Origin of the sequence: Streptomyces sp. NPDC005955 (assembly GCF_042871255.1) — a bacterium.
In the GTDB taxonomy this organism is placed as follows: Bacteria; Actinomycetota; Actinomycetes; order Streptomycetales; family Streptomycetaceae; genus Streptomyces.
The window spans coordinates 278,610-298,750 of record NZ_JBIAIF010000008.1 but is presented as its reverse complement, the minus strand read 5'-3'; the positions used below and the strand labels follow the sequence as shown (position 1 = coordinate 298,750).

General features: G+C 71.9%; 20 protein-coding genes. 12 read left to right on the top strand and 8 right to left on the bottom strand.

Annotated elements, in window-relative coordinates:
* The first annotated feature begins 11 nt into the window (after nucleotides 1-11).
* Nucleotides 12-476, top strand: coding sequence for a MarR family transcriptional regulator (locus ACFYOU_RS21545; protein ID WP_391307620.1), 465 nt, complete (start codon nucleotides 12-14; stop codon nucleotides 474-476).
* Between the two features lie 33 nt (nucleotides 477-509).
* Here ACFYOU_RS21545 and ACFYOU_RS21540 read toward each other — a convergent pair whose 3' ends face one another.
* On the bottom strand, nucleotides 510-1,331 hold the full coding sequence (locus ACFYOU_RS21540; protein ID WP_391307618.1) for an NmrA family NAD(P)-binding protein: 822 nt from the start codon (nucleotides 1,329-1,331) through the stop codon (nucleotides 510-512).
* A gap of 164 nt (nucleotides 1,332-1,495) precedes the next feature.
* On the opposite strand from ACFYOU_RS21540, the gene ACFYOU_RS21535 reads away from it, so the two are divergent.
* From ACFYOU_RS21535 to ACFYOU_RS21510, 6 genes are all read left to right on the top strand, one after another.
* Nucleotides 1,496-2,338: an aldo/keto reductase gene (locus ACFYOU_RS21535; protein WP_391307616.1), complete on the top strand. Its 843-nt coding sequence runs from the start codon at nucleotides 1,496-1,498 to the stop codon at nucleotides 2,336-2,338.
* A gap of 124 nt (nucleotides 2,339-2,462) precedes the next feature.
* Nucleotides 2,463-2,864 (top strand): hypothetical protein, encoded by a 402-nt coding sequence (locus tag ACFYOU_RS21530; protein ID WP_391307614.1) that lies wholly within the window; start codon nucleotides 2,463-2,465, stop codon nucleotides 2,862-2,864.
* A 228-nt stretch (nucleotides 2,865-3,092) separates the two neighbouring features.
* Nucleotides 3,093-4,073, top strand: coding sequence for an ABC transporter substrate-binding protein (locus tag ACFYOU_RS21525; RefSeq protein ID WP_391307666.1), 981 nt, complete (start codon nucleotides 3,093-3,095; stop codon nucleotides 4,071-4,073).
* Between the two features lie 79 nt (nucleotides 4,074-4,152).
* Nucleotides 4,153-5,115, top strand: coding sequence for an iron chelate uptake ABC transporter family permease subunit (locus ACFYOU_RS21520; protein WP_391307612.1), 963 nt, complete (start codon nucleotides 4,153-4,155; stop codon nucleotides 5,113-5,115).
* A complete protein-coding gene (locus tag ACFYOU_RS21515) occupies nucleotides 5,108-6,145 on the top strand; it encodes an iron chelate uptake ABC transporter family permease subunit (RefSeq protein WP_391307610.1) in 1,038 nt (345 codons plus the stop codon). Before ACFYOU_RS21520 ends, ACFYOU_RS21515 begins: the two co-directional genes overlap by 8 nt.
* Nucleotides 6,142-6,900, top strand: coding sequence for an ABC transporter ATP-binding protein (locus tag ACFYOU_RS21510; RefSeq protein WP_385493273.1), 759 nt, complete (start codon nucleotides 6,142-6,144; stop codon nucleotides 6,898-6,900). The genes ACFYOU_RS21515 and ACFYOU_RS21510 overlap by 4 nt, the downstream gene beginning before the upstream one ends.
* Here the strand turns inward: ACFYOU_RS21510 and ACFYOU_RS21505 are convergent.
* Nucleotides 6,891-7,808 (bottom strand): helix-turn-helix domain-containing protein, encoded by a 918-nt coding sequence (locus ACFYOU_RS21505; RefSeq protein ID WP_391307608.1) that lies wholly within the window; start codon nucleotides 7,806-7,808, stop codon nucleotides 6,891-6,893. The genes ACFYOU_RS21510 and ACFYOU_RS21505 overlap by 10 nt on opposite strands.
* 164 nt (nucleotides 7,809-7,972) lie before the next feature.
* Between ACFYOU_RS21505 and ACFYOU_RS21500 the strand changes: the two genes are divergently transcribed.
* Nucleotides 7,973-8,614 carry an NAD(P)H-binding protein gene (locus ACFYOU_RS21500; RefSeq protein WP_391307606.1) on the top strand — a complete coding sequence of 214 codons (642 nt, stop codon included), beginning with the start codon at nucleotides 7,973-7,975 and terminating at the stop codon, nucleotides 8,612-8,614.
* Nucleotides 8,615-8,698: 84 nt separating this feature from the next.
* Here the strand turns inward: ACFYOU_RS21500 and ACFYOU_RS21495 are convergent, their stop codons facing one another.
* From ACFYOU_RS21495 to ACFYOU_RS21475, 5 genes are all read right to left on the bottom strand, one after another.
* Complete coding sequence (locus ACFYOU_RS21495; RefSeq protein ID WP_391307604.1) at nucleotides 8,699-10,564, bottom strand: SIP domain-containing protein; 1,866 nt, start codon at nucleotides 10,562-10,564, stop codon at nucleotides 8,699-8,701.
* 6 nt (nucleotides 10,565-10,570) lie between these two features.
* Entirely contained in the window at nucleotides 10,571-11,476 is a 906-nt protein-coding gene (locus ACFYOU_RS21490; RefSeq protein ID WP_391307602.1) for an ATP-binding cassette domain-containing protein, read from the bottom strand.
* Nucleotides 11,477-11,499: 23 nt separating this feature from the next.
* Complete coding sequence (locus ACFYOU_RS21485) at nucleotides 11,500-12,558, bottom strand: iron chelate uptake ABC transporter family permease subunit (protein ID WP_391307664.1); 1,059 nt, start codon at nucleotides 12,556-12,558, stop codon at nucleotides 11,500-11,502.
* A gap of 65 nt (nucleotides 12,559-12,623) precedes the next feature.
* Nucleotides 12,624-13,712, bottom strand: coding sequence for an iron chelate uptake ABC transporter family permease subunit (locus ACFYOU_RS21480; protein ID WP_391307599.1), 1,089 nt, complete (start codon nucleotides 13,710-13,712; stop codon nucleotides 12,624-12,626).
* Nucleotides 13,713-13,815: 103 nt separating this feature from the next.
* Entirely contained in the window at nucleotides 13,816-14,859 is a 1,044-nt protein-coding gene (locus ACFYOU_RS21475; RefSeq protein WP_391307598.1) for an ABC transporter substrate-binding protein, read from the bottom strand.
* A 166-nt stretch (nucleotides 14,860-15,025) separates the two neighbouring features.
* Here ACFYOU_RS21475 and ACFYOU_RS21470 point away from each other — a divergent pair, with 166 nt between their 5' ends.
* Nucleotides 15,026-15,787: a helix-turn-helix domain-containing protein gene (locus ACFYOU_RS21470; protein WP_391307596.1), complete on the top strand. Its 762-nt coding sequence runs from the start codon at nucleotides 15,026-15,028 to the stop codon at nucleotides 15,785-15,787.
* Between the two features lie 70 nt (nucleotides 15,788-15,857).
* On the opposite strand, the gene ACFYOU_RS21465 is transcribed toward ACFYOU_RS21470, so the two are convergent.
* Nucleotides 15,858-16,598 carry a MerR family transcriptional regulator gene (locus ACFYOU_RS21465; RefSeq protein ID WP_391307594.1) on the bottom strand — a complete coding sequence of 247 codons (741 nt, stop codon included), beginning with the start codon at nucleotides 16,596-16,598 and terminating at the stop codon, nucleotides 15,858-15,860.
* 156 nt (nucleotides 16,599-16,754) lie between these two features.
* On the opposite strand from ACFYOU_RS21465, the gene ACFYOU_RS21460 reads away from it, so the two are divergent.
* The 3 genes from ACFYOU_RS21460 to ACFYOU_RS21450 all read left to right on the top strand — a co-directional run bounded on the left by ACFYOU_RS21460 (nucleotide 16,755) and on the right by ACFYOU_RS21450 (nucleotide 20,134).
* A complete protein-coding gene (locus ACFYOU_RS21460) occupies nucleotides 16,755-19,136 on the top strand; it encodes an ATP-binding cassette domain-containing protein (RefSeq protein WP_391307592.1) in 2,382 nt (793 codons plus the stop codon).
* Nucleotides 19,137-19,327: 191 nt separating this feature from the next.
* Nucleotides 19,328-19,807: a winged helix-turn-helix transcriptional regulator gene (locus ACFYOU_RS21455; protein WP_391307590.1), complete on the top strand. Its 480-nt coding sequence runs from the start codon at nucleotides 19,328-19,330 to the stop codon at nucleotides 19,805-19,807.
* A 135-nt stretch (nucleotides 19,808-19,942) separates the two neighbouring features.
* Nucleotides 19,943-20,134, top strand: a complete 192-nt coding sequence (locus ACFYOU_RS21450; protein WP_385493258.1) for a hypothetical protein — start codon at nucleotides 19,943-19,945, stop codon at nucleotides 20,132-20,134.
* Nucleotides 20,135-20,141 lie beyond the last annotated feature (7 nt).

Here is a 20,141-nt window from a genome sequence, read left to right as displayed (position 1 = left end):
GGAGGGGCCGCATGGCGTCCAGGACCGCGGACCGCGCACAGGTCGCCTATTTCCCGAGGCTCGCCGCCCAGCGGTTGGACATCGCGCTGTGCCGGGCCTCCGCAGCGGTGGCCCGGGCCGCCGACGCCCGGACGGACGAACTCGGCCTCGGCGTCGGGCACCACCTGGTGCTCAAGATGCTCGCGGAGGTCGGCCCCTGTTCACAGCGCGTCCTCAGCGACGAACTGCGCATCGACCGCAGCGTCATGGTCGGCCTCTGCGACGCCCTGGAGCAGGCCGGCCACGTACGGCGCGAGCGGGACGCCGAGGACCGTCGCGCCTACGCCGTCACCCTCACCGACCCGGGGCGCGAGGTGCTGGCCCGCGCCGAAGGCGCCCTTCCCGGATTCCTGGACGGCACCTTCCAGGCGCTCGTTCCCGAGGAGCGCGAGCAACTGTCCTTCCTGCTGCGCAAGTTGCTTCAGGTCCACCCCTGATCGGGTGCGCCGCGGCGGTGCGGGGGCTCGTCGTCAACCGCCGAAGGCGGCCCGGTTCTCCCGGACCCACTCGGCGAAGGTGCGGGCCGGCTTTCCGGTGACCTCCTCCACGGTGGGCAGCACGGTGCGACCGGCCGCCGGCGGCCGGGTCCGCATCGTCACGAAGAACTCGACGTCCTCCTCGGAGAACCCCTGTGCGCGCCAGCCGGTGACGATCTCGTCCCGGCTCAACTCGACGTACCGGACCTCGCGCCCCAGCACCTCGGAGATCACCCGCACCTTCTCCGGTGCCGTCAACGCCTCGGGGCCGGTCAGCCAGTACTCCTTCCCGCTGTGTCCCCCGGTGGTCAGGGCCGTGGCCGCCACCGCAGCGATGTCCGCCTCGTGCACCAGCGAACTCGCGACGTCCGGGAACCCCTCGCGGACGACGCCCTCCGTCCGCACCGACTCGCCCCACTCCAGGGCGTTCGACATGAACTCCACCGGCGCGAGGTACGTGTACTCCATGCCGCTGGCCTCGACGGCCGCGTCCAGCTCCGTCTTCTCCGTGCCGCCCTTGAGGACGGTCACCCGGCGCACACCGGCCCGCACCGCGGCGTCCACGATCCGCGGCCCGTTGTCCAACGGGGCGTAGTCGTCCCCGAAACTGATCAGGTGGGCCGCCGCCACCCCGGCGAAGAGCGCGGGCAGCGCGGCCGTGACGGACAGGTTCCCGGCCGCCACCTCCGCGCCGTCCGGGAGGTTCGCCCGCCGGGGGTCACGGGTCAGGGCGCGGACCCGGTGGCCGGCGGTGAGCAGCCGTTCCACCAGGGGTCGGCCGACATGGCCGGTGGCGCCGGAGACGAAGAGGGTCATGAGGATCTCCTTAGGTCGTGGCGCTCACGCTAGAGGCAGTTGCGGACAGGTTGTGTCCGCAATCGGCGCCGGAGTCCACGGGACCCGATCCGCACTCACCCGCACCCGTTCCCGTCAACTCCGTTGATAGCGTGGGCTCTTGACCGAAAGGACCAACGCGGCACATGACATCCACCACGTATCGCATCGGCGGGGACCTGGACGTGCGACGCCTCGGGTTCGGGGCCATGCACCTGTCGACGGAGCCGGGCCCGGACCGGGACGCCTCGCTCGCCGTCGCCCGCAGGGCCGTCGAACTCGGCGTCACCCTGATCGACACCGCGCACCTGTACGGCGAAGGGGCCAACGAGGAACTGTTGGCCGAGGCCCTGCACCCGTACCCGGACGGACTGCTCCTCACCACCAAGATCGGTATCGCCCGGACCGGGCCCGGCGGGGACTGGAAGTACGACGGACGCCCCGCCGTCCTGCGCGGGCAGGTCGAGCAGGCGCTGCGCCGACTGCGCGTCGAACGGATCGAACTGCTCCAACTGCACCGCATCGACCCGGATACACCGCTCGCCGAGCAGGTCGGCACCCTGCGCGAGCTACGGACCGAGGGCAAGGTCGGCCGCATCGGGCTGTCCGAGGTGACGGTCGCCGAGCTCGACGGGGCGCGGGAGGTCGTCGACATCGCGAGCGTGCAGAACCGCTACAACCTGCTCGACCGCGCGCACGAGCCCGTGCTCACCGCCTGCGAGGCGGCGGGCATCGCGTTCCTGCCCTGGCGCACGGTCGCCTGGGGCGACTCCGGGAAGCACGCCGAGGTCGCCGCGGTGGCGGCCGAACTCGACGCCACGCCCACCCAGGTGGCACTGGCCTGGCTGCTCGGCCGCTCCCCGGTCGTCCTCCCGATCCCGGGCACCTCGAAGATCGCCCACCTGGAGGAGAACCTCGCCGCGGAACGGCTCGTGCTGTCCCCGGCCCACCGCACCCGCCTCGACCGACTGGCCGCCCCGACCGGCTGAGGTCGCGAACGAGGACACCGGGACGCCGCAGCACCCGAGCACCGGAGCCGTGACCCGAAGCCGGCGTCCCGGCGCGGCGGTCGACGCCCGTGCCGGTGTCAGTGGCGGCTGCGACCGTGGCGGCATGAACCCGTTGACCCTGCTCGACCTCGACCGGGCCCTGCGCGAGAGTTGGGCCGCCGACACCTGCTCGCCCGACGACCTGGCCGACTGGCAGCCGGAGAATCCGGCCTGCGGCCACTGCGACATCACGTCCCTGATCGTCAACGACGTCTTCGGCGGTGACCTCCTCTGCGGCGAGGTCGCCCTCGAAGAGGGCACCCCGCGCGGCCACCACTGGTGGAACCGGCTGCCCAGCGGGGTGGAACTCGACCTGACGCGCGAGCAGTTCCGCAACGGCCAGACCATCACCGTCCCCCGCGTCATCGTCCGTCCGCCGGGCCCGCTGCCCCGCCGCTGGGACGACTACCTCCTGCTGCGCGAGCGCGTCGGCAGGCACCTCGGTCCGCTGCCCGAACCCGTCTGAGCCGAGGCCCGGCGAGTCGAGATCGCCACCACCTCGGAGTCGGGTCGCCTTCACCCGATTTCCCGCTCTTTATGGGGACGTAGCTGGTCGTGGTGCGCCTTAGGGGGGAGGTGGGGGAGAAGGGGGATGAGGTTAGGTTAGGCTAAGTGAAGTTTTGAATCTTCGCAGCCGCACCGCCGGGCGGTGCGGCTGCCTATGTGGTCCTGGGAGTCGTTCGTCGTGCGTTCCATGCGTTTCCGCCAGTCCATCGTGGTGACCAGTGCGGTCCTGTGTGCAGGTGTGGTGCTGAGCGCCTGTGGAGAGTCCGGCGGGGGCTCCGACTCGGGCAAGAGCGAGGGTGACGTCACCGTCACGACCGCGAAGGGCGAGCTGAAGGTTCCCCTGAAGCCCACCAAGGTCGCCGCGCTCGACAACACCTCGTTCGCGACGCTCAAGGCGTTCGGTGTGAAGCCCGTCGCGGTGCCGAAGGCGCTGCTGCCGAACGAGGGCTTCGAGGACTGGAAAAACGATTCTTCTATCAAGGACGTGGGCACCCACCGCGAGCCCAAGTTCGAGGAGCTGAACGCCGCCGAGCCGAACCTGATCATCGGCGGCTACCGGTTCACCGACCACCACGACAAGCTGTCCAAGATCGCCAAGACGGTGGACATCGCCCCGTCCGACGAGGCGAAGGGCGGCTACGTCGCCTCGCTGAAGACCCAGACCGAGACCCTCGGCAAGATCTTCGGCCAGGAGGCCAAGGCCAAGGAGATCGTCGCGGCCCTGAACAAGGCCGAGAAGTCGGCCGCCGACGCCACCAAGGGCGAGACCGTGTTCCTCGCGGTCGCCAGCGCCGGCAAGATCGACAACGGTGCCAGCCGCATCGGCCGCCTCGCCGAGCCGCTGAACCTCAAGAACGTGATCAGCGCCGAGGGCGAGGACAGCACCTCCGTGCACAACGACTCCGGGCTCGCCCCCGAGACGGTCGCCAAGCTGAACCCCGACTGGGTCATCATGCTGGACCGGGACGCGGCCGTGGGCACCGAGGACGGCTCCGAGGCCGTCGCCGCGAAGAAGGTCGTGGACGGCATGGAGGCGTGGGACAAGACCACCTTCCGCAAGCAGGACCAGGTCGTCTACCTGGCGAGCGACTTCTACGTGACCGAGGGCGCCCAGGCGTACACCGAGGCGTTCGACATGGTGGCGACCGCGTTCAACGCGGCCGGCTGACACTCCACCTCGACGCGGCCCCGGCCTCCCCCGGGGCCGCGTCGTCCCCTTCCCCCGGACCATTCATCCCGGAAGCCCCATGCGCCGACTTCCCCTGCTCCTGGCCACGCTCTGCGTGCTCGCCCTGATCACGGCCTCGCTGTTCATCGGCGGGTACGACATCGACCTGCGCGCCCTGTTCACCGACCCCGAAGCCCGGCGGATGTTCCTGATCTCCCGGGTCCCGCGCACGCTCGCCCTGGTACTCGCCGCCGCCGCGATGGCGGTCTCCGGCGTGATCATGCAGATGCTTGTGCAGAATCGTTTCGTCGAGCCCACGACCACGGGCACCAGCGAATGGGCGGCCCTGGGCGTCCTGCTGCTCACGATCACCGTGCCGGCCGCGTCACCGATGGTGAAGATGGGCGCCGCCAGTGCCTTCGCCTTCGTCGGTGCGGTCGTCTTCTTGTTCGTCCTCGGCCGGATCGCGCTCAAATCGCAGGTCATCGTGCCGATCGTCGGCATCATGCTGGGTGCCCTGGTGAGCGCGGTGACGCTGTACATCGCCTCGTCCACCAATCTGCTCCAGATGCTCGCCACCTGGCGCTCGGGCGGATTCAGCTCGGTGGTGCGCGGCACCTACGAGCCGTTGTGGGTGGTCGGCGCCATCGTCGTCGGCCTGTACCTGGCGGCCGACCGCTTCACCATCGCCGGACTCGGCCGGGACACCGCCACCAGCCTGGGCCTGCCCTACCGGCGCATCATGTTCATCGGGCTCGTCATGGTCGCCCTCGCCACCGGCGTGACCACGGTCGTCGTCGGGTTCATCCCCTTCCTGGGGCTGATCGTGCCGAACCTGGTCTCCATGGCACGCGGCGACGACGTCCGCAGCAACCTGCCGTGGGTGGTGCTCAGCAGCGTCGCCCTGATGATCGCCTGCGATCTCGTCGGGCGGGTCGTCGTCTTCCCCCTGGAGATCCCGGCGACGGTGGTGCTCGGGGCCGTCGGTGCGGTCGTCTTCGTCGCGATGATCCTGCGTCAGCGAGGGAAGGTCCATGTCTGAGAGTCCCGCACGGACCGCGCCCCCGCTGGGCGCCGCCGGCGACCGTCACCCGGCGAAGCCCGCCCCGCCCGCCCGGCCGAAGCTGCCCGCCGCGGCCCGGCTGGCCATCGCGGGCGTGCTCGCCGCTGTCGCGGTGTTCTGCTTCCTCTTCCTCTTCATCAAGGGGTCCTTCGACTTCGCCTTCGAGCGGCGCCTGACCATGCTGGGCACGATGGCGGTGGTCGCGTTCGCGCAGGCGGTGGGCACGGTGGTGTTCCAGACCATCACCCACAACCGCATCCTCACCCCCTCGATCATGGGCTTCGACGCCGTCTACATCCTGATGCAGACCCTGCTGGTGTCGGTCTTCGGGGGAAGCGTGCTCGCCGCGACGGACGGCATGCCGAAGCTGATCACCCAGACCCTGTTGATGGTCGGCTTCACGATGCTGCTGTTCGGCTGGCTGTTCAACGGACGCAAGGGCAGCATCCACGTCCTGCTGCTGGTCGGCGTGGTGCTGGGGCTCGCCTTCCGGAGCCTGTCGGACTTCCTCCAACGGCTGCTGTCACCCGCCGAGTACGACGTGCTGTCGGCGCGGTTGTTCGGCCGGCTCAGCAGCGCCGAGGCGGAGTACCTGCCCCTGGCGGGCGGCGTGTGCCTGATCGTCGGCGCCGTCGTCTGGCAGCGCCGCTACCGGCTCGACACCCTGCTGCTGGGTCGGGACGCCGCCACGAACCTCGGCATCGCGCACAAGCGTGAGCTCTCGTTGATGCTGCTGTTGATCTCCCTGCTGGTCGCGATGTCGACCGCGCTCGCGGGGCCCATGACCTTCTTCGGCTTCGTCACGGCGATGCTCGCCTACCAGATGTCGGGCACCCACCGGCACGTCATCGTGCTGCCGATGGCGTTCCTGATCGGGCTGATCACCCTGGCGGGCGGGCAGTTCATCATGGAACACGTCTTCTACGCCTCCGGCATGCTCACCGTCGTCATCGAGTTCCTCGGCGGGGCGATCTTCCTCGTCCACCTGCTCAGGAAGGGCACCCTGTGATCGAGTTCACCGACATCCGCAAGACGTACGGTGACGACACCGTGCTCGGTCCGGTCTCCGGGCAGATCCCGGCGGGCGGCATCACCTCGCTGGTCGGCCCCAACGGGGCCGGCAAGTCCACCCTGCTGACCATCATCGGCCGGCTCGCCGAGCCGACCTCGGGCACGGTGACCGTCGACGGCCTCGACGTGCACCGCGCCAAGTCGCAGGACGTGGCCCGGACCCTGTCCATCCTCCGCCAGGAGAACCACTTCACCGCCCGGGTGACGGTACGGGAACTGGTCTCCTTCGGACGCTTCCCGCACAGCCGCGGCCGGCTGACCCCCGAGTGCGTCGCCCAGGTGGACGACGCCTTGGACTTCCTGCACCTCGGCGACCTCCAGCACCGCTACCTCGACCAGCTCTCCGGCGGCCAGCGCCAGCGTGCCTACGTGGCGATGGTGCTGGCCCAGGACACCCGGTACGTGCTGCTCGACGAGCCGCTCAACAACCTCGACATGAAGCACTCCGTGCGGATGATGAGCCAGTTGCGGCGCGCGGCGGACGAGCTCGGCAAGACCGTGGTCCTGATCGTGCACGACATCAACTTCGCCGCCACCTACTCCGATCGGATCATCGCCCTGCGCGACGGTCGGATCGCGGCCTCCGACACCGTGGACGCGATGATGCGGGCCGAGGTGCTGACCGAGGTGTTCGACACTCCCGTGCAGGTCCACGAGGTCGACGGGAAGCGGACCGCCGTCTACTACCGCTGAGACGCCGACCCCCGGGTCCCACCGCTGCGGACGGCGGCCCGGAAGTCGCCCGGGGTCCGCCCGGTGCGGTGGTGGAAGAACTTGCTGAAGTGCGTGGGGCTGGGGAAGCCCAACCGGTCGGCGATGCGGGACGCGGGGTCGTCGCTGTGGGCGAGGAGGCGCTTGGCCTCCAGGACGACCCGACGGTCGATGAACTCCTTGGCGCCGGTTCCGGTGGCGGCGAGGGCGGCCCGGGACAGGGTGCGGGGCGAGTAGCCGAGCAGGCCCGCGTAGTCCGCCACCCGCCGGGTGCGCGCGAAGTGCTCCTCGACCGCGTTCCGGAACCGCAGATGGGTCTCGTCGGGTCCGGGGGAGGGGGCGTCGTCGGCTCCGGCGAGGTGGGACAGCCGCAGCACGAGGACGGCCAGGAGATGGCGCAGCGTCGCCGTGTGCGCCGCCAGCGGCAGGTGCCCGAAGGCACGGAACTCCTGGTCGAGGTGGGCCACCGCCAGGTCCAGGGCCGGTGCGTCCGCGGCGTCGGGGGTGCGGACGGCGGGGCCGTGGACGTCGTCCAGCCGGGCACCGACCGCGGTGGCCCCGTCCAGGAAGTCCTGCTGGAAGAGGACGAGGGTGCCTTCGGCGGCGGTGAGGTCACCCCACTGCTGGACCTGACCCGGGCGCACCCACAGCCAGGACCCGCGGCGCAGGGTGTGCGCGGCGAAGTCGACGGTGTGCCGCAGGGTGCCCGAGGCGACGGTGAGCAGATGGTGGAAGCCGACGCGTTGCGGCGCCGTGAAACGGTCCGGACCGGCGCGGGCGCGCAGCTCGGCCAGGGACAGGACCTCGATGCCGGGGGGCGTCCCGGCGGGCGCGGCGAAGGACACCTCCGCAATGTCGGCTGTGCCGTCCTGTCGGTTTTTGGCCATCATGAGTCCCCAGCGTACCCAGAAGGTCCCAGCTGGCGGGCCTAGCGTGGAGACATCGGCTCGATCCGCTCGAACGTGATGACGGAAAACGGCGGGCCGAAGCCAAGGCCGACCGGGTGCCGGCTCGGGCCCGGGCGGTCGAGGACCGGAATCTGGAGGAGCTCGTCATGAAGATCGTTCTGTTCGGTGCCACCGGCATGATCGGAAGCCGGATAGCCGCCGAGGCCGTCCGCCGGGGACACCGGGTCGTCGCCGTGTCCCGTTCCGGGCGGGCCCCGCTCGACGACCCGCAGCTGAACGCCGTCGCTGCGGACGCCGGCTCGGCCGGGACGGTCGCCGGCCTGGTCAGGGGGGCCGACGCGGTGGCCTCCGCACTGGTCCCGCTCCGCGACGGCTCCGATCCGCGCGCGCCGTTCACCGCGCTGTACGACGCCTTCCTCGACGGGGTGCGCTCCGGAGGGGTCACCCGGGTGGTGATCGTCGGCGGAGCGGGGTCGCTCCGGGTGGCCGGGGACACCGCGCTGAAGGACACTCCCGACTTCCCCGTCGCGTACCGGCCCGAGGCCGGCGCCCACAGTGCGCTGCTGGACGGCCTGCGCACGGTCGAGGACCTGGAGTGGACCTCCGTGTCGCCCGCCGCGCTCATCGCCCCCGGCGAGCGGACGGGTGACTTCCGCGTCGGCGGCGACGGCCTCCTCACGGACGCCGAGGGCAACAGCCACATCAGCGCGGAGGACTTCGCCGCCGCCTTCGTCGACGAGATCGAGAAGGCCGAGCACCCCAGGGCCCGCATCAGCGTCGCCTACTGACCCGGCACGGTCCGCGCCCCCGGCAGCCGGCTGCCCGGGTCCCCGTCCGGCCGTGCGGGCGACCGTCCCGGGCGGACCGCCGGATCAGTCCCGCGGGCCGAGGGCGTGGAGGGTGTAGCCCCAGCCGATCGTGGTGCGCTCCACCAGGCGCAGGCCCGCGGCGTCGAACAGGGCACGGTGCCCCTCGCGGTCCCGTGCACCGCCGCCGTGCAGCGCGAAGTCGATCAGGTCGTCCTCGTAGTCGTGCTCGTCCGCCACCGCCGGGTCGAGCACGTCGCCGAACACCAGGACCCGGCCGCCCGGGTGCAGCCCGGCCGCCGCCTGGCGCAGTACGTGGACCGCGTCGACGTCGGTGAGGGAGCGCAGCGCATCGGCCAGCAGCACCGCGTCGGTGGGCACCGGGCGGGCGCCGAACAGGCTGCCCGCCTCGTACGCGATGCGCTCGTGCGCCGGGTACGCCCGACGGAAGGCATCGATCTCCGAGGGGGCGGCGACCACCGTGGCCCGCAGCGCGGGGTGGACCTTGACCAGGGCGGCGGCGAAGCTGCCGGGGGCCGGACCCGAGACGGTCACCGTGGACAGCCCGGCGAACGCGGAGGCGGCGGCGAGGGCGCCCGCGACGTACACGGCTTCCCGTGCCTCGTGCGCGGTGCGGGCGGCGAGCAGCGCGGGGTCGTCCTGGACGTGCCGGGCGTAGTCGGCGCCGAACCAGCGGGCGTGGTCGCCCCGCCCGGTGCGCACCGCGGACAGCAGCGACAGGGCGCCGCCGAGTTCACGCCGGGCGGGCAGTCCGTCGAGGTCCAGGGCGTCGATGACGTGTTCGTCCTCCAGTGCGCGCCCCAGGTCGGTGAGCCGGTAGCGGCCGTCGTCGAGCCGTTCGGTCAGGTCGACGGAGGCCAGGAAGCGCACCAGTTTGCCGAGCCCGACCGGGTCGGTGCCGGTGGCCGCGGCCAGTTCGGCGACGGTGCGCGCTCGTTCGCCGAACGCGGTCGCCAGCCCGACGGTCACCGCGGTCCGGGCGGCGAACGCGGGGAGCACCTCGGTGAGTTCGTGGAACCGCTGCGCCTCGTTCCCGCCCCCTTCGGCGTCCACCGGTGAGGCGCCGGGCTGCACGGAGCCGGGGTCGTCGACGGTGACCTGCCGGCGGCGCCAGTAGCCGGTGACGTCGACCTGCTCCTTGGCCAGTGCCTTCTCGTTCCTCAGCCACCGTCTGATCGGGGTGAGGGTGAGCGATTCGCCGGCGACCCAGGCGAACACCGTCCCGTCCCACCACGGGGCCTGCCGGACGGCGTCGAACAGCAGGGTGGTCGTGCCCGGTTCGGCGCCGTCGCGGCTGAGCCAGGTCACCGTCACCCCGTCCGGGAGGGGGAGGTCCTGCCGGTGGTCGGGGTGGCCGACCTCGATGAACACCTGACCGCGGGCGCCGGTCGGCCACTGCTCCAGCCAGCGGCCGATCGCCGGCAGCGCGGTCTCGTCACCCGCCACCAACGTCCAGTCGGCCCCCTCGGGGTGCAGCGAGGAGGACTTGGGTCCGGCGATCTGCACCCGTTCACCGGGCCGCACCCGGGAGGCCCAGGTCGAAGCCGGTCCGACGCCGTGGTTGACGAAGTCGACGTCCAGTTCACCGGCGACGGGGTCCCAGCGCCGCACGGTGTACGTGCGGGACACCAGGTGGGCGTCGTCGCGGGGCCAGTGCAGCAGCCCGTCGGCCTGGGTCGGTCCGACGACCGTCTCGGCGTCGGGGTGGGGGAGCAGGACCTTGAACTCGTCGTCGAACCCGTCCGAGCGGAACGCCGCCACCGGGTAGCCGTTCGCCGCGGTGTGGGCGGCCAGTTCGGGGCCGCCCAGGGTGACCCGGCGCATCCCGGGCGTCACGTCCGTCACGCGCAGGACGTCCAGGGTGCGGGTGGTGATGGGGAAGACCTCTAGCTGCCTCAGGCTCTGTGCCACGGGTTCTCACTTCTCCGGACGGGTGTCGGCGGCGGTGGCGCCGGACCCGGCGGGTCCGGTCGGGTGGAGGGGCGCGGTGCGCGGGTCGAGCGGCACCACGGTCGGGGTGCCGGTGACGGGGTCGGGAACGACGAGGCAGCGCAGTCCGAAGACCCGCTCGACCAGTTCCTCGGTGATGACCTCGTCCGGGGTGCCGGTGGTGACGACGACGCCGTCACGCAGGACGACGAGGTGATCGGCGTAGCGGGCGGCCTGGTTCAGGTCGTGCAGCACCGCCACGATCGTCTTGCCCTCGTCGTGGAAGGTGCGGAACAACTCCATCAGCTCGTACTGGTGGGCGATGTCCAGGAACGTGGTCGGTTCGTCCAGCAGCACGATCGGCGTCTGCTGGGCGAGGAGCATCGCCACCCAGACCCGCTGGCGCTGCCCGCCCGACAACTCGTCGACCAACCGCCCCGACAGTTCCGTCAGTCGGGTCGCCCGCAGCGCCGCTTCGACGGCCTCCTCGTCGGACCGGCGCCAGTGCTGCACCAGGCCCTGGTGGGGTGCGCGCCCCCGGGCCACGAGGTCCGCGACCCGGATCCCGTCGGGCACCAGGGAGGTCTGCGGCAGCAGGCCCATCCGACGGGCGACCTCCTTGGACCGGTAGGTGCTGATCGCCTTCCCGTCCAGCAGCACGCGCCCCGCCGAGGGCGTCAGCACCCGGGCGAGGGTGCGCAGCAGGGTGGACTTGCCGCAGCCGTTCGGACCGATGACCGCGGTGAACGATCCGTCCGGGATGCGCACCGAGAGGCCTTCGGAGACCACGGCCCCGTCATAGCCGGTCGTCGCCTCGTCGACGACGAGCCTGGACCGGGTCGGGGCCGTACCGGCGGAGCCGTCGGCGCGTTCGTGGTCGGGTGTGGGGGTCATGTGCTCGTTCTCTTCGGGTGGGGTCATCGGGGTGCGCCGTACTGACGCCGGGACTCGTGGACCAGGAGGCGGATCAGGTACAGCCCGCCCAGGCACACGGTGATCAGACCGACCGGGACGGGCCGGTAGGACCGGGCCACGAGCAGCGCCAGGACGTGGGCCGCGCTGAGCAGGGCCGCCCCCATCGCGGCTGCCGGGAGCAGCCGCACCCCGGGCGAGCGGGTGAGCCGCCGGGCCAACTGCGGGGCGACCAGGGCGATGAAGCCGATCGGCCCGGCGGCGGCGGTCACCAGTGCCGTCGTCGCGACGCCGACCACCAGCAGGGCCGGTCGGACGGCTCCGACCCGGACGCCCTGGGTGACGGCCGCGTCGTCGCCGAGCTCCAGGTGGCGCAGCGACGGGGCGAGGAGCGCCGCGGCCAGCACGATCAGTGCGGTGACGACCAGCGAGAGGGACATGCCGTTCCACGTCACACGGGTGAGGGACCCGGCGCCCCAGAACCCGACGGTCATGGCGTCGGCGAGGTCGGCCCGGGAGATCAGATAGGCGTTGACCGAGCCGAGCAGCGCCGACACCCCGATGCCCACGATGATCAGCCGGAAGCCCTGCACCCCGCGCCGGTGGGCCAGGACGTACACCAGGAGGGCGGTGGCCAGTCCGCCCGCCACCGCAGCGCCGGCGACGGACCAGTAGGCCCCGCCGCCGAACACCAGGAGGGACAGGAGCACGGCGGTGTAGGAGCCGGCGTCGAAACCGATCACGTCCGGCGAGCCCAGGGGGTTGCGGGTCAGCGACTGGAAGACCGCCCCGCCGACGCCCAGCAGGGCACCGAACACGAGGGCCGCGGTGACCACCGGCAACCGCCACTCCACCACGACGGTCCGGGGGAACTCCGCACCGGAACCGGTGAGCGCGGCGACGACCTCGCCGATCGTCAACTCGTAGTCGCCGAAGCGCAGCGCCACCACGGCCAGCACCAGTGCGACGAGGAACAGGGTCGCGGTCACCGCGGTCTGCCGCACCCCGAGGCGCGCCGAGAACCACCGGCACCGCACGCTCCGGTTCGCGTACCCGAAGTCCACGCGTCCCGAGCCGCGCGCGCCGGCCCCCGGGGTCGTTCCGGCGGGGTCCCGTACGGTGTGCGTGTTCACAGCCCGCTCGCCTTCCGCCGCCGTACCAGGGCGATCAGCGCGGGCGCGCCGATCACCGAGGTGAGGATGCCGGCCTCGATCTCCCCGGGGCGGGCGATCACCCGCCCGAGGACGTCCGCGGCGAGCACCAGGGCCGGGCCGGCCAGTGCGCAGTACGCGGTGATCCACCGCTGGTCGGGTCCGACGAACCACCGCACCACGTGCGGCACCATCAGGCCCACGAAGGCGATGCCCCCGGTCAACGCCGTTGCACCGCCCGCCAGCAGGGTCACCGCGAGGACGCCCAGCACCCGGGTGCGCAGCACCTTCGCGCCCAGCGAGAGCGCGAGGTCGTCGCCGAGGGCCATCGAGTTCAGCGCACCCGAGACCGCCACCGCGACCAGCAGGCCGAGGACGAGGAACGGGGCGACCGCCACCGTGTCGTCCAGGCCGGTGCGGGCGAGGGAGCCGAGCCCCCAGTTGCGGATCGAACGGAAGGTCTCCGGGTCGATCAGGGTCAGGAAGGTGCTGAACCCGTTCAGCACCGCGCCCAGTGCGACTCCCGCCAGCACAAGGGTCACGGGCGAGGCGGTGCCCCGCCCTGCCGAGCCGATCAGGTACACCAGGACCGTCCCGGCCGCCGCCCCCAGGAACGCGAACCAGACGTACCCGGTGATCCCGGACAGCCCGAAGAACCCCACCCCGAGGGTGACGGCGAACCCCGCACCCGCGTTGACGCCCAGGATGCCGGGGTCGGCCAGCGGATTGCGGGTCAGCGCCTGGATCGCGGCGCCCGCCACGGCCAGTGCCGCGCCCGCCGCGATGCCGGCGACCGTGCGCGGGATCCGGAGGGACCAGACGACGACCGATGCCTCGGACCCGTCGCGGTGCCGGAGCCCCCGCCACACCTGTTCCACGGAGAGGGGGTTGGCGCCGATGGTCAGGCTCGCCAGCACCGTCACCGCCAGGACCAGCAGGAGCAGGACGAGACCGGGGACGCGGCGGGAGGTGTCGGCCTGCGGTGCGGGGCGCAGGGGGGTGCCGGGCGGGTGGGCCCGGGCCCGGCCGGCGGTGGCGCGGGGGGTGGGCCGGTGGACGGTCGTCATGCGGGCGGAACCGCCGGACGGCGCCCGCGCACTGCGGTGCCGCGGCGTCCTGGGCGTCCGGGGAGGCCGGTCTCCGTCGACCGGCCGCCCGCCACGGCCTGCCTCAACGGATCGCCTTTCCACCGAACTCGGCCAGCTGCTCGATCAGCCAGGGCACGCTCAGCACGCTCTGCACGTTGAGGCCCCAGGCGAAGTGGTTGGTGCCCGCCTCCTTGTCCTGCGGGTTGATCACGGCACGTCCGTCGGCCACCGCGGGCACCGCCTTGACCAGGGGCGCGTCGACGAAGTACGCGGGGTCGGCAGAGGTGCTGAGCAGCAGGAAGTCGGCGTCGATGAGCCCGACGAGTTCGTCGCTGATCGTGCCGTCCTTGGTGAACTTCGCGGCGGCCCCGGGCAGGACGAAGCCCAGTTGTTCGAAGAGCCGGGCGGTGTCGGAGCCGGGGGAGCTGGCGTAGTACGGGCCGTACTTCTCGTCGTAGACGATGATGTGCGTGGCGCTCTTGCCCCGGAACTCGGGGTGTTCGGCACGGGTCTTCGCCACGCTCCGCTCCGCCGTCTCGACGGCCTTGACCGCCGCGTCGCTCAGGTCCAGGGTGTCGCCCAGTTTCCGGGTGAGCTCCTGCCAGGTCAGCTCGCCCTGGGGTGCGTAGAGCACGGGGGCGATCGCGCTGAGCTTGTCGAACCGCGCCTGGTCGAAGGTCTCGTAGGCGGCGAGGGCGACGATGAGGTCCGGCGAGGCGGCGGCCACCGACTCGGCCGACACCTCCGTACCCGCTTCGGCGTCCCAGAGCTTCGCGATGCCGGTGACGGCGTCGTCGTCGAGCCAGGGGTTGCGGTCCACGGTCGAGGGCGCGAAGACGGGCGTGCCGCCGAGCGCGATCAGCGCATCGGTGTCGAGGGTGTTCGCGGTGACGATCGCGATGCGTTCGGGGCGCCGGTCGAGCGTGGTGTCACCGAACGGCGTCTTCAGGGTGAGCGGGTACGCGGTCGCGCCTTCGGCGGCGGGGAGGTCGGTGGCGGCGGCGCCCGAGCTCCCGGGGGTCCGGTCGGCGCCCCGGTCGTCCGGGGCCGCGCACCCCGTGACCAGGACCAGGCCGGCGATCACGGCGCCGATCAGGCGGGAGGTGCGGGTACGGGGCGTGCGCATGACTTTCATGGGGCCTTTCAGATGCGGGTGCCCCGGGTCGGATCGGTGCGACGGCCGGCCGGACAGGGCGGCGGGGGCTGCCAACTATGGTTAGCCTTACCTATGTGATGGCTCCAGTGCGAAAAGCGACAACCTCGATGCGGATCCTGACAAGCGGGGTGGACGGGTGACGGTGCGCAGGAGGGGGACGGGGGGTCGTGCGAGCCTCTCCTCGCTCGACTTCCCCTTGCACATCCCGGGCGTCGACATCCCCGAGCAGGTCCACCACGACGAGCACATGGCGCTGTGGCAGATCCGGGGCAGCACCCTCGTGCAGTGCGGGGAGACCACCGTCGAGATCACCGAGGGCGAGGTCATCTGGTTGCCCGCGGGCACCCGACACGCACTGGAGGTCCGGGCGAACTCCGTGCTGTTCCCGCTCTCCATCTCGATGGACGAGATCGCGACCGTGCTCACCGACATCACCGTGGTGTCGATCCGCAACGACGAGAAGATCTACTTCCTCGCCCTCCACCAGAGCCAGAGCACGATCATCCAACCGTCCGCGAACATCCAGCGGCAGGTGCTGTCGATCCTCGAACGCCGGGTGCTGGCCCCCGACGACCTGCCGCTGCCGACCAGCCCCGGCGCCGCGGCCGTGGCGGGCGCCCTGCTGTTCAACCCGGGTGACGACCGGCGCATCCTCGACTGGGCCCGCGAAGTGCGGACCAGCGGTCGCAGCCTGGAACGGGCCTTCGTCGCGGAGACCGGGCTGACGTTCGGGCAGTGGCGCACCCGGAGCCGGATGTACGCCGCGGCCCGGCTGCTGCGCGCCGGCTCGTCGGTGGTCTCGGTGAGCCAACGCGTGGGCTACGAGGACCCCAGCAGCTTCGCCCGCGCCTTCCGCGACTTCTACGACATGAGCCCCACCGAGTACACCGCACGGTGAGGGCCGGGCGGCACGCCCCCGGACGGGGCGGCACGCCCCCGGACGCGACCACCGCTGCGGGGCGGCCGGTTCAGTCCGTCGCCGGACCGGCCGCCGGGGCGAGGTCGAGGAGGTCCACGTACCCGGCGAGCCGGGTGGCCGCGTGGAGCATCGACACGCCCCGGCCGGTCAGCCGGTCCCGCCAGTCGTCGAGGGCGGCCGACAGCGCCCGGGTCCCACCGGCCGTGCGGACCTGCTGGACCACGGTGGCGATGTGGCCCAACGGGTAGCCGCCCCGTCTCAGGAGGTGGGCGAGCTCGGCGTCCCGGACGTCGGGGGCGCCGTAGGTGCGGTGCCCGGTGATCGGCTCGCGCTCGGGCGCCAGGACGCCCGCCGCCTCCCAGTTGCGCAGGGTCGCCGCGGTGACCCCCAGCCGGTGGGCGAGCGCACCGACGCTGAAGGGCTCGCGGTGCGCGGGCGCGGGCGGAGCGTCACCGGAGGTGGAGGTCAGGTGTTTCACCGCCGCGCCGACCGCGTCCAGCGTCGCCCGGTCGCGGAGCAGTTGGGCGTGGCCGCGGTCCACGGCCGTCAGCGCCGCGTCGAGGTCACCCGCGTGGAGCGAGCACATGATCTGCCCGGCCACGGTGTGACCGTGCGCCGCGACGAGTGCCAGATAGGCCCGGAGGGCCGCGGCGTGCACCGCCGTGTAGGTCCGGTAGCCGGTCGGGGTGCGGGCGGCCAGCGGGAGGAATCCGTCCCGCTCGTAGTTGCGGACCGCCTGGGTCGAGATCCCGTGCTCACGGGCCAGGTCGGACGGGCGCAGATAGTCCATGGTTGGAGACTCTCACGAATCCTTCCAGCGGCTTTCTCCGCAAAGTCTCAACCGTTCTTGCAGGTCTACGCTTGAGGTCACGAGCAGGGCAGATCAGGACAGCGCCGCCCTCCCCGTGCGACCGGGGCGCGCCGCGCGACTCACCGGGGAGGGACCATGACGGTCGGCAGGATCGACCCACAGCCGCCCGCGTTGCACATCGCGGACGGCCACGACCTGATCCGCGTGCAGGGCGCACGTGAGAACAACCTCAAGAACGTCAGCGTGGAGATCCCGAAGCGCCGACTGACGGTGTTCACCGGGGTCTCCGGCTCGGGCAAGAGCTCCTTGGTCTTCCGCACGATCGCCGCGGAGTCGCAACGGCTGATCAACGAGACCTACAGCGCCTTCGTCCAGGGCTTCATGCCGACCCAGGGCCGGCCCGACGTCGACCACCTCGACGGACTGACGACCGCGATCGTCGTCGACCAGCAGCCGATGGGCTCCAGCCCCCGCTCCACGATCGGCACCGCCACCGACGCGGGCGCCCTGCTGCGCATCCTGTTCAGTCGGATCGCCCAGCCGCACATCGGCTCCCAACGGGCGTTCGCCTTCAACATCGCCTCCGCCGAGGCGACGGGCACGCTGGTGGTGAACGGCAAGAAGACCGAAAGGGGCTTCAGCGTCGTCGGCGGCATGTGCCCGGCTTGCGAGGGCCTGGGCACCGTCACCGACATCGACCCCACCGGGCTCTACGACGACGCGCTGTCGCTCGCCGACGGCGCGATCACCGTCCCCGGCTGGAAGGCGGACGGCTGGGTGGTCCGGTCGTTCACCGAATCCGGCTTCCTCGACCCGCACCGTCCGATCCGCGACTACACCGCCGACCAACTCCACGACTTCCTCCACCGCGACCCCGTCAAGATCAAGGTGAACGGGCTCACCACCACCTACGAGGGGCTGCTCGCCCGGGTGCGGAAGTCGTTCCTCACCAAGGACAAGGACACGCTGCGACCCCACGTACGCGCCTTCGTCGACCGCGCGGTGACGTTCTCCGCCTGTCCCGCCTGCCACGGCACCCGGCTCAGCGAGACCACCCGTTCGGCGAGGATCGACGGCGTCAACATCGCCGACGCCTGCGCCCTCCAGATCAGCGAGCTGGCCGCCTGGGTCCGCGGCATCGACGAGCCGTCCGTCGCGACCCTGTTGGAAGTGCTCGGCGCGACGCTCGACTCCTTCGTCGGCATCGGGCTGGGTTACCTCTCGCTCGACCGGGCGTCGAGCAGCCTGTCGGGCGGCGAGGCCCAGCGCACCAAGATGGTGCGCCACCTGGGTTCGGCACTCACCGAGGTCACCTACGTCTTCGACGAACCCACCGTCGGTCTGCACCCGCACGACGTCCAGCGGATGAACGACCTGCTCGTCCGACTGCGGAACAAGGGCAACACCGTTCTGGTCGTGGAGCACGAGCCGGAGACGATCCTGATCGCCGACCACGTGGTCGACGTCGGACCGGGGGCCGGCGCGGCGGGCGGCGAGGTGGTCTTCGAGGGCGCCGTCGAGGAACTGCGCACCAGCGGCACGCTGACGGGACGACACCTGGACGACCGGGGCTCACTCAAGCCGTCGGTGCGCACGCCCGACGGGGTGCTGGAGGTGCGCGGCGCGAACTCCCACAACCTGCGTGACGTCGACGTCGACATCCCGCTCGGCGTGCTCACGGTGGTCACCGGCGTCGCGGGCTCCGGCAAGAGTTCACTGATCAGCGGTTCGGTGGCCGGTCGGGACGGGGTGGTGACGGTGGGCCAGGGGCCCATCAAGGGCTCCCGGCGCAGCAACCCGGCGACCTACACCGGCATGCTCGACCCGATCCGCACGTCCTTCGCCCGGGCCAACGGGGTGAAGCCGGCACTCTTCAGCCCCAACTCCGAGGGCGCCTGCCCCGGTTGCAAGGGCGCCGGCCTCGTCTACACCGACCTGGCGATCATGGCCGGGGTCGCCACCACCTGCGAGGACTGCGAGGGGAAGCGGTTCCCGCCGTCGGTGCTGGGGCACCGCCTCGGCGGTCGCGACATCAGCGAGGTGTTCGCGATGACGGTGGTCGAGGCCGAGGAGTTCTTCGGCGCGGGCGAGGCCCGCACACCGGCCGCCCGGGCGGTCCTCACCCGGCTCGTCGACGTGGGGCTGGGCTACCTCAGCCTCGGCCAGCCGCTCACCACCCTGTCCGGGGGCGAGCGACAGCGCCTCAAACTGGCCGCTCACCTGTCGGGCGCGGGCCGGGACCGGGTCTACGTACTCGACGAGCCGACCAGTGGGCTGCACCTCGCCGATGTCGAACGACTGCTTGGCCTGCTGGACCGGCTGGTCGACTCGGGCAGGTCGGTCATCGTCGTCGAGCACCACCAGGCCGTCATGGCGCACGCCGACTGGATCATCGACCTCGGCCCCGGCGCCGGCCGCGACGGCGGCCGGATCGTCTTCGAGGGCACCCCGGCCGCGCTGGTGGCCGCCCGCTCCACCCTCACCGGCGCACACCTCGCGGACTACGTCGCCGGCTGAGAGCGCGCCGCGGTGCTCGACCACCCCGGTTCCGGGACCCGTCCGGCCCGCGCCCCGGGTCTCCCCGTGTGGGAGGACGCGGCGAGGGCCGAGGGGTGTTGCTCCGAAACGGCGGCCAGGGGGACAGTGGAGACATGAATCCAACGGGTGTTCGACTCGATGCTCATGCCGACAGTGAACCCGGCCCCGGCGTGGCTCACCAAACGGAAACCCACGCCCGACCCCCCTCGGCGGACCGGCCCGCGCGGCCCCGGGACGGCGACGGGGACTGGGACGAGGAGTTGGTGCCGGACGAGCGGGGGCGCACCGAGGCCCCGGAAGCGGACTGTCCGGTCGAGGTGGCCCTCGCCGCGATCGCGGGCCGCTGGACCACGCTCATCCTGCGCGAGCTGATGCACGGTCCGCACTCCTTCGGTGACCTGCGCGACCGGTTACCCAGCATCAGCCCCAAGGTGCTCGCCGAACGACTGCGGGTGCTCGGAGAGCGGGAGCTCCTGGTCCAGGACCGGCTGCTCGGCTTCCCGGTCCGCACCCGCTACCACCTCACCCCGGCGGGCAGGGCCCTGCGCCCCCTGCTCGTCGAGCTGTACAGCACCGGGACCAACGTCCAGGCGCTGCGCGCGCAACGGGCCGACGGAGCGACGGAGCCGGCCGGGCCGAGCGGATCGTGACCCGGTGCCAGGAGCCGGCCCGGGCCACCGTGAATCAGGTCAACCCGCGTGGAACCTGGACGGTCTTCTCGTCGTCAGGGGCGAGTGAGGGGGCCGCCCTAACGGAATTCCGACGGACGGGGGAAGATCGGCGTCATGAACACCGCAGAGACATCCGGCCATCCACCGATCTACGAGCGCTTGGTTCAGGAACGTGGTGACGTCCTGTTAGAGACCCGGAAGGCCGCCGAGGAGGCCCAGCGCACGGCGCGGCAGGCCTTGGACTGGAGCGGACTGCGGCGCTCCCAGGCAGAGAGGGAGGAGCGCGCGTTTTCCCCGTTCGGCTGAGTGGAGC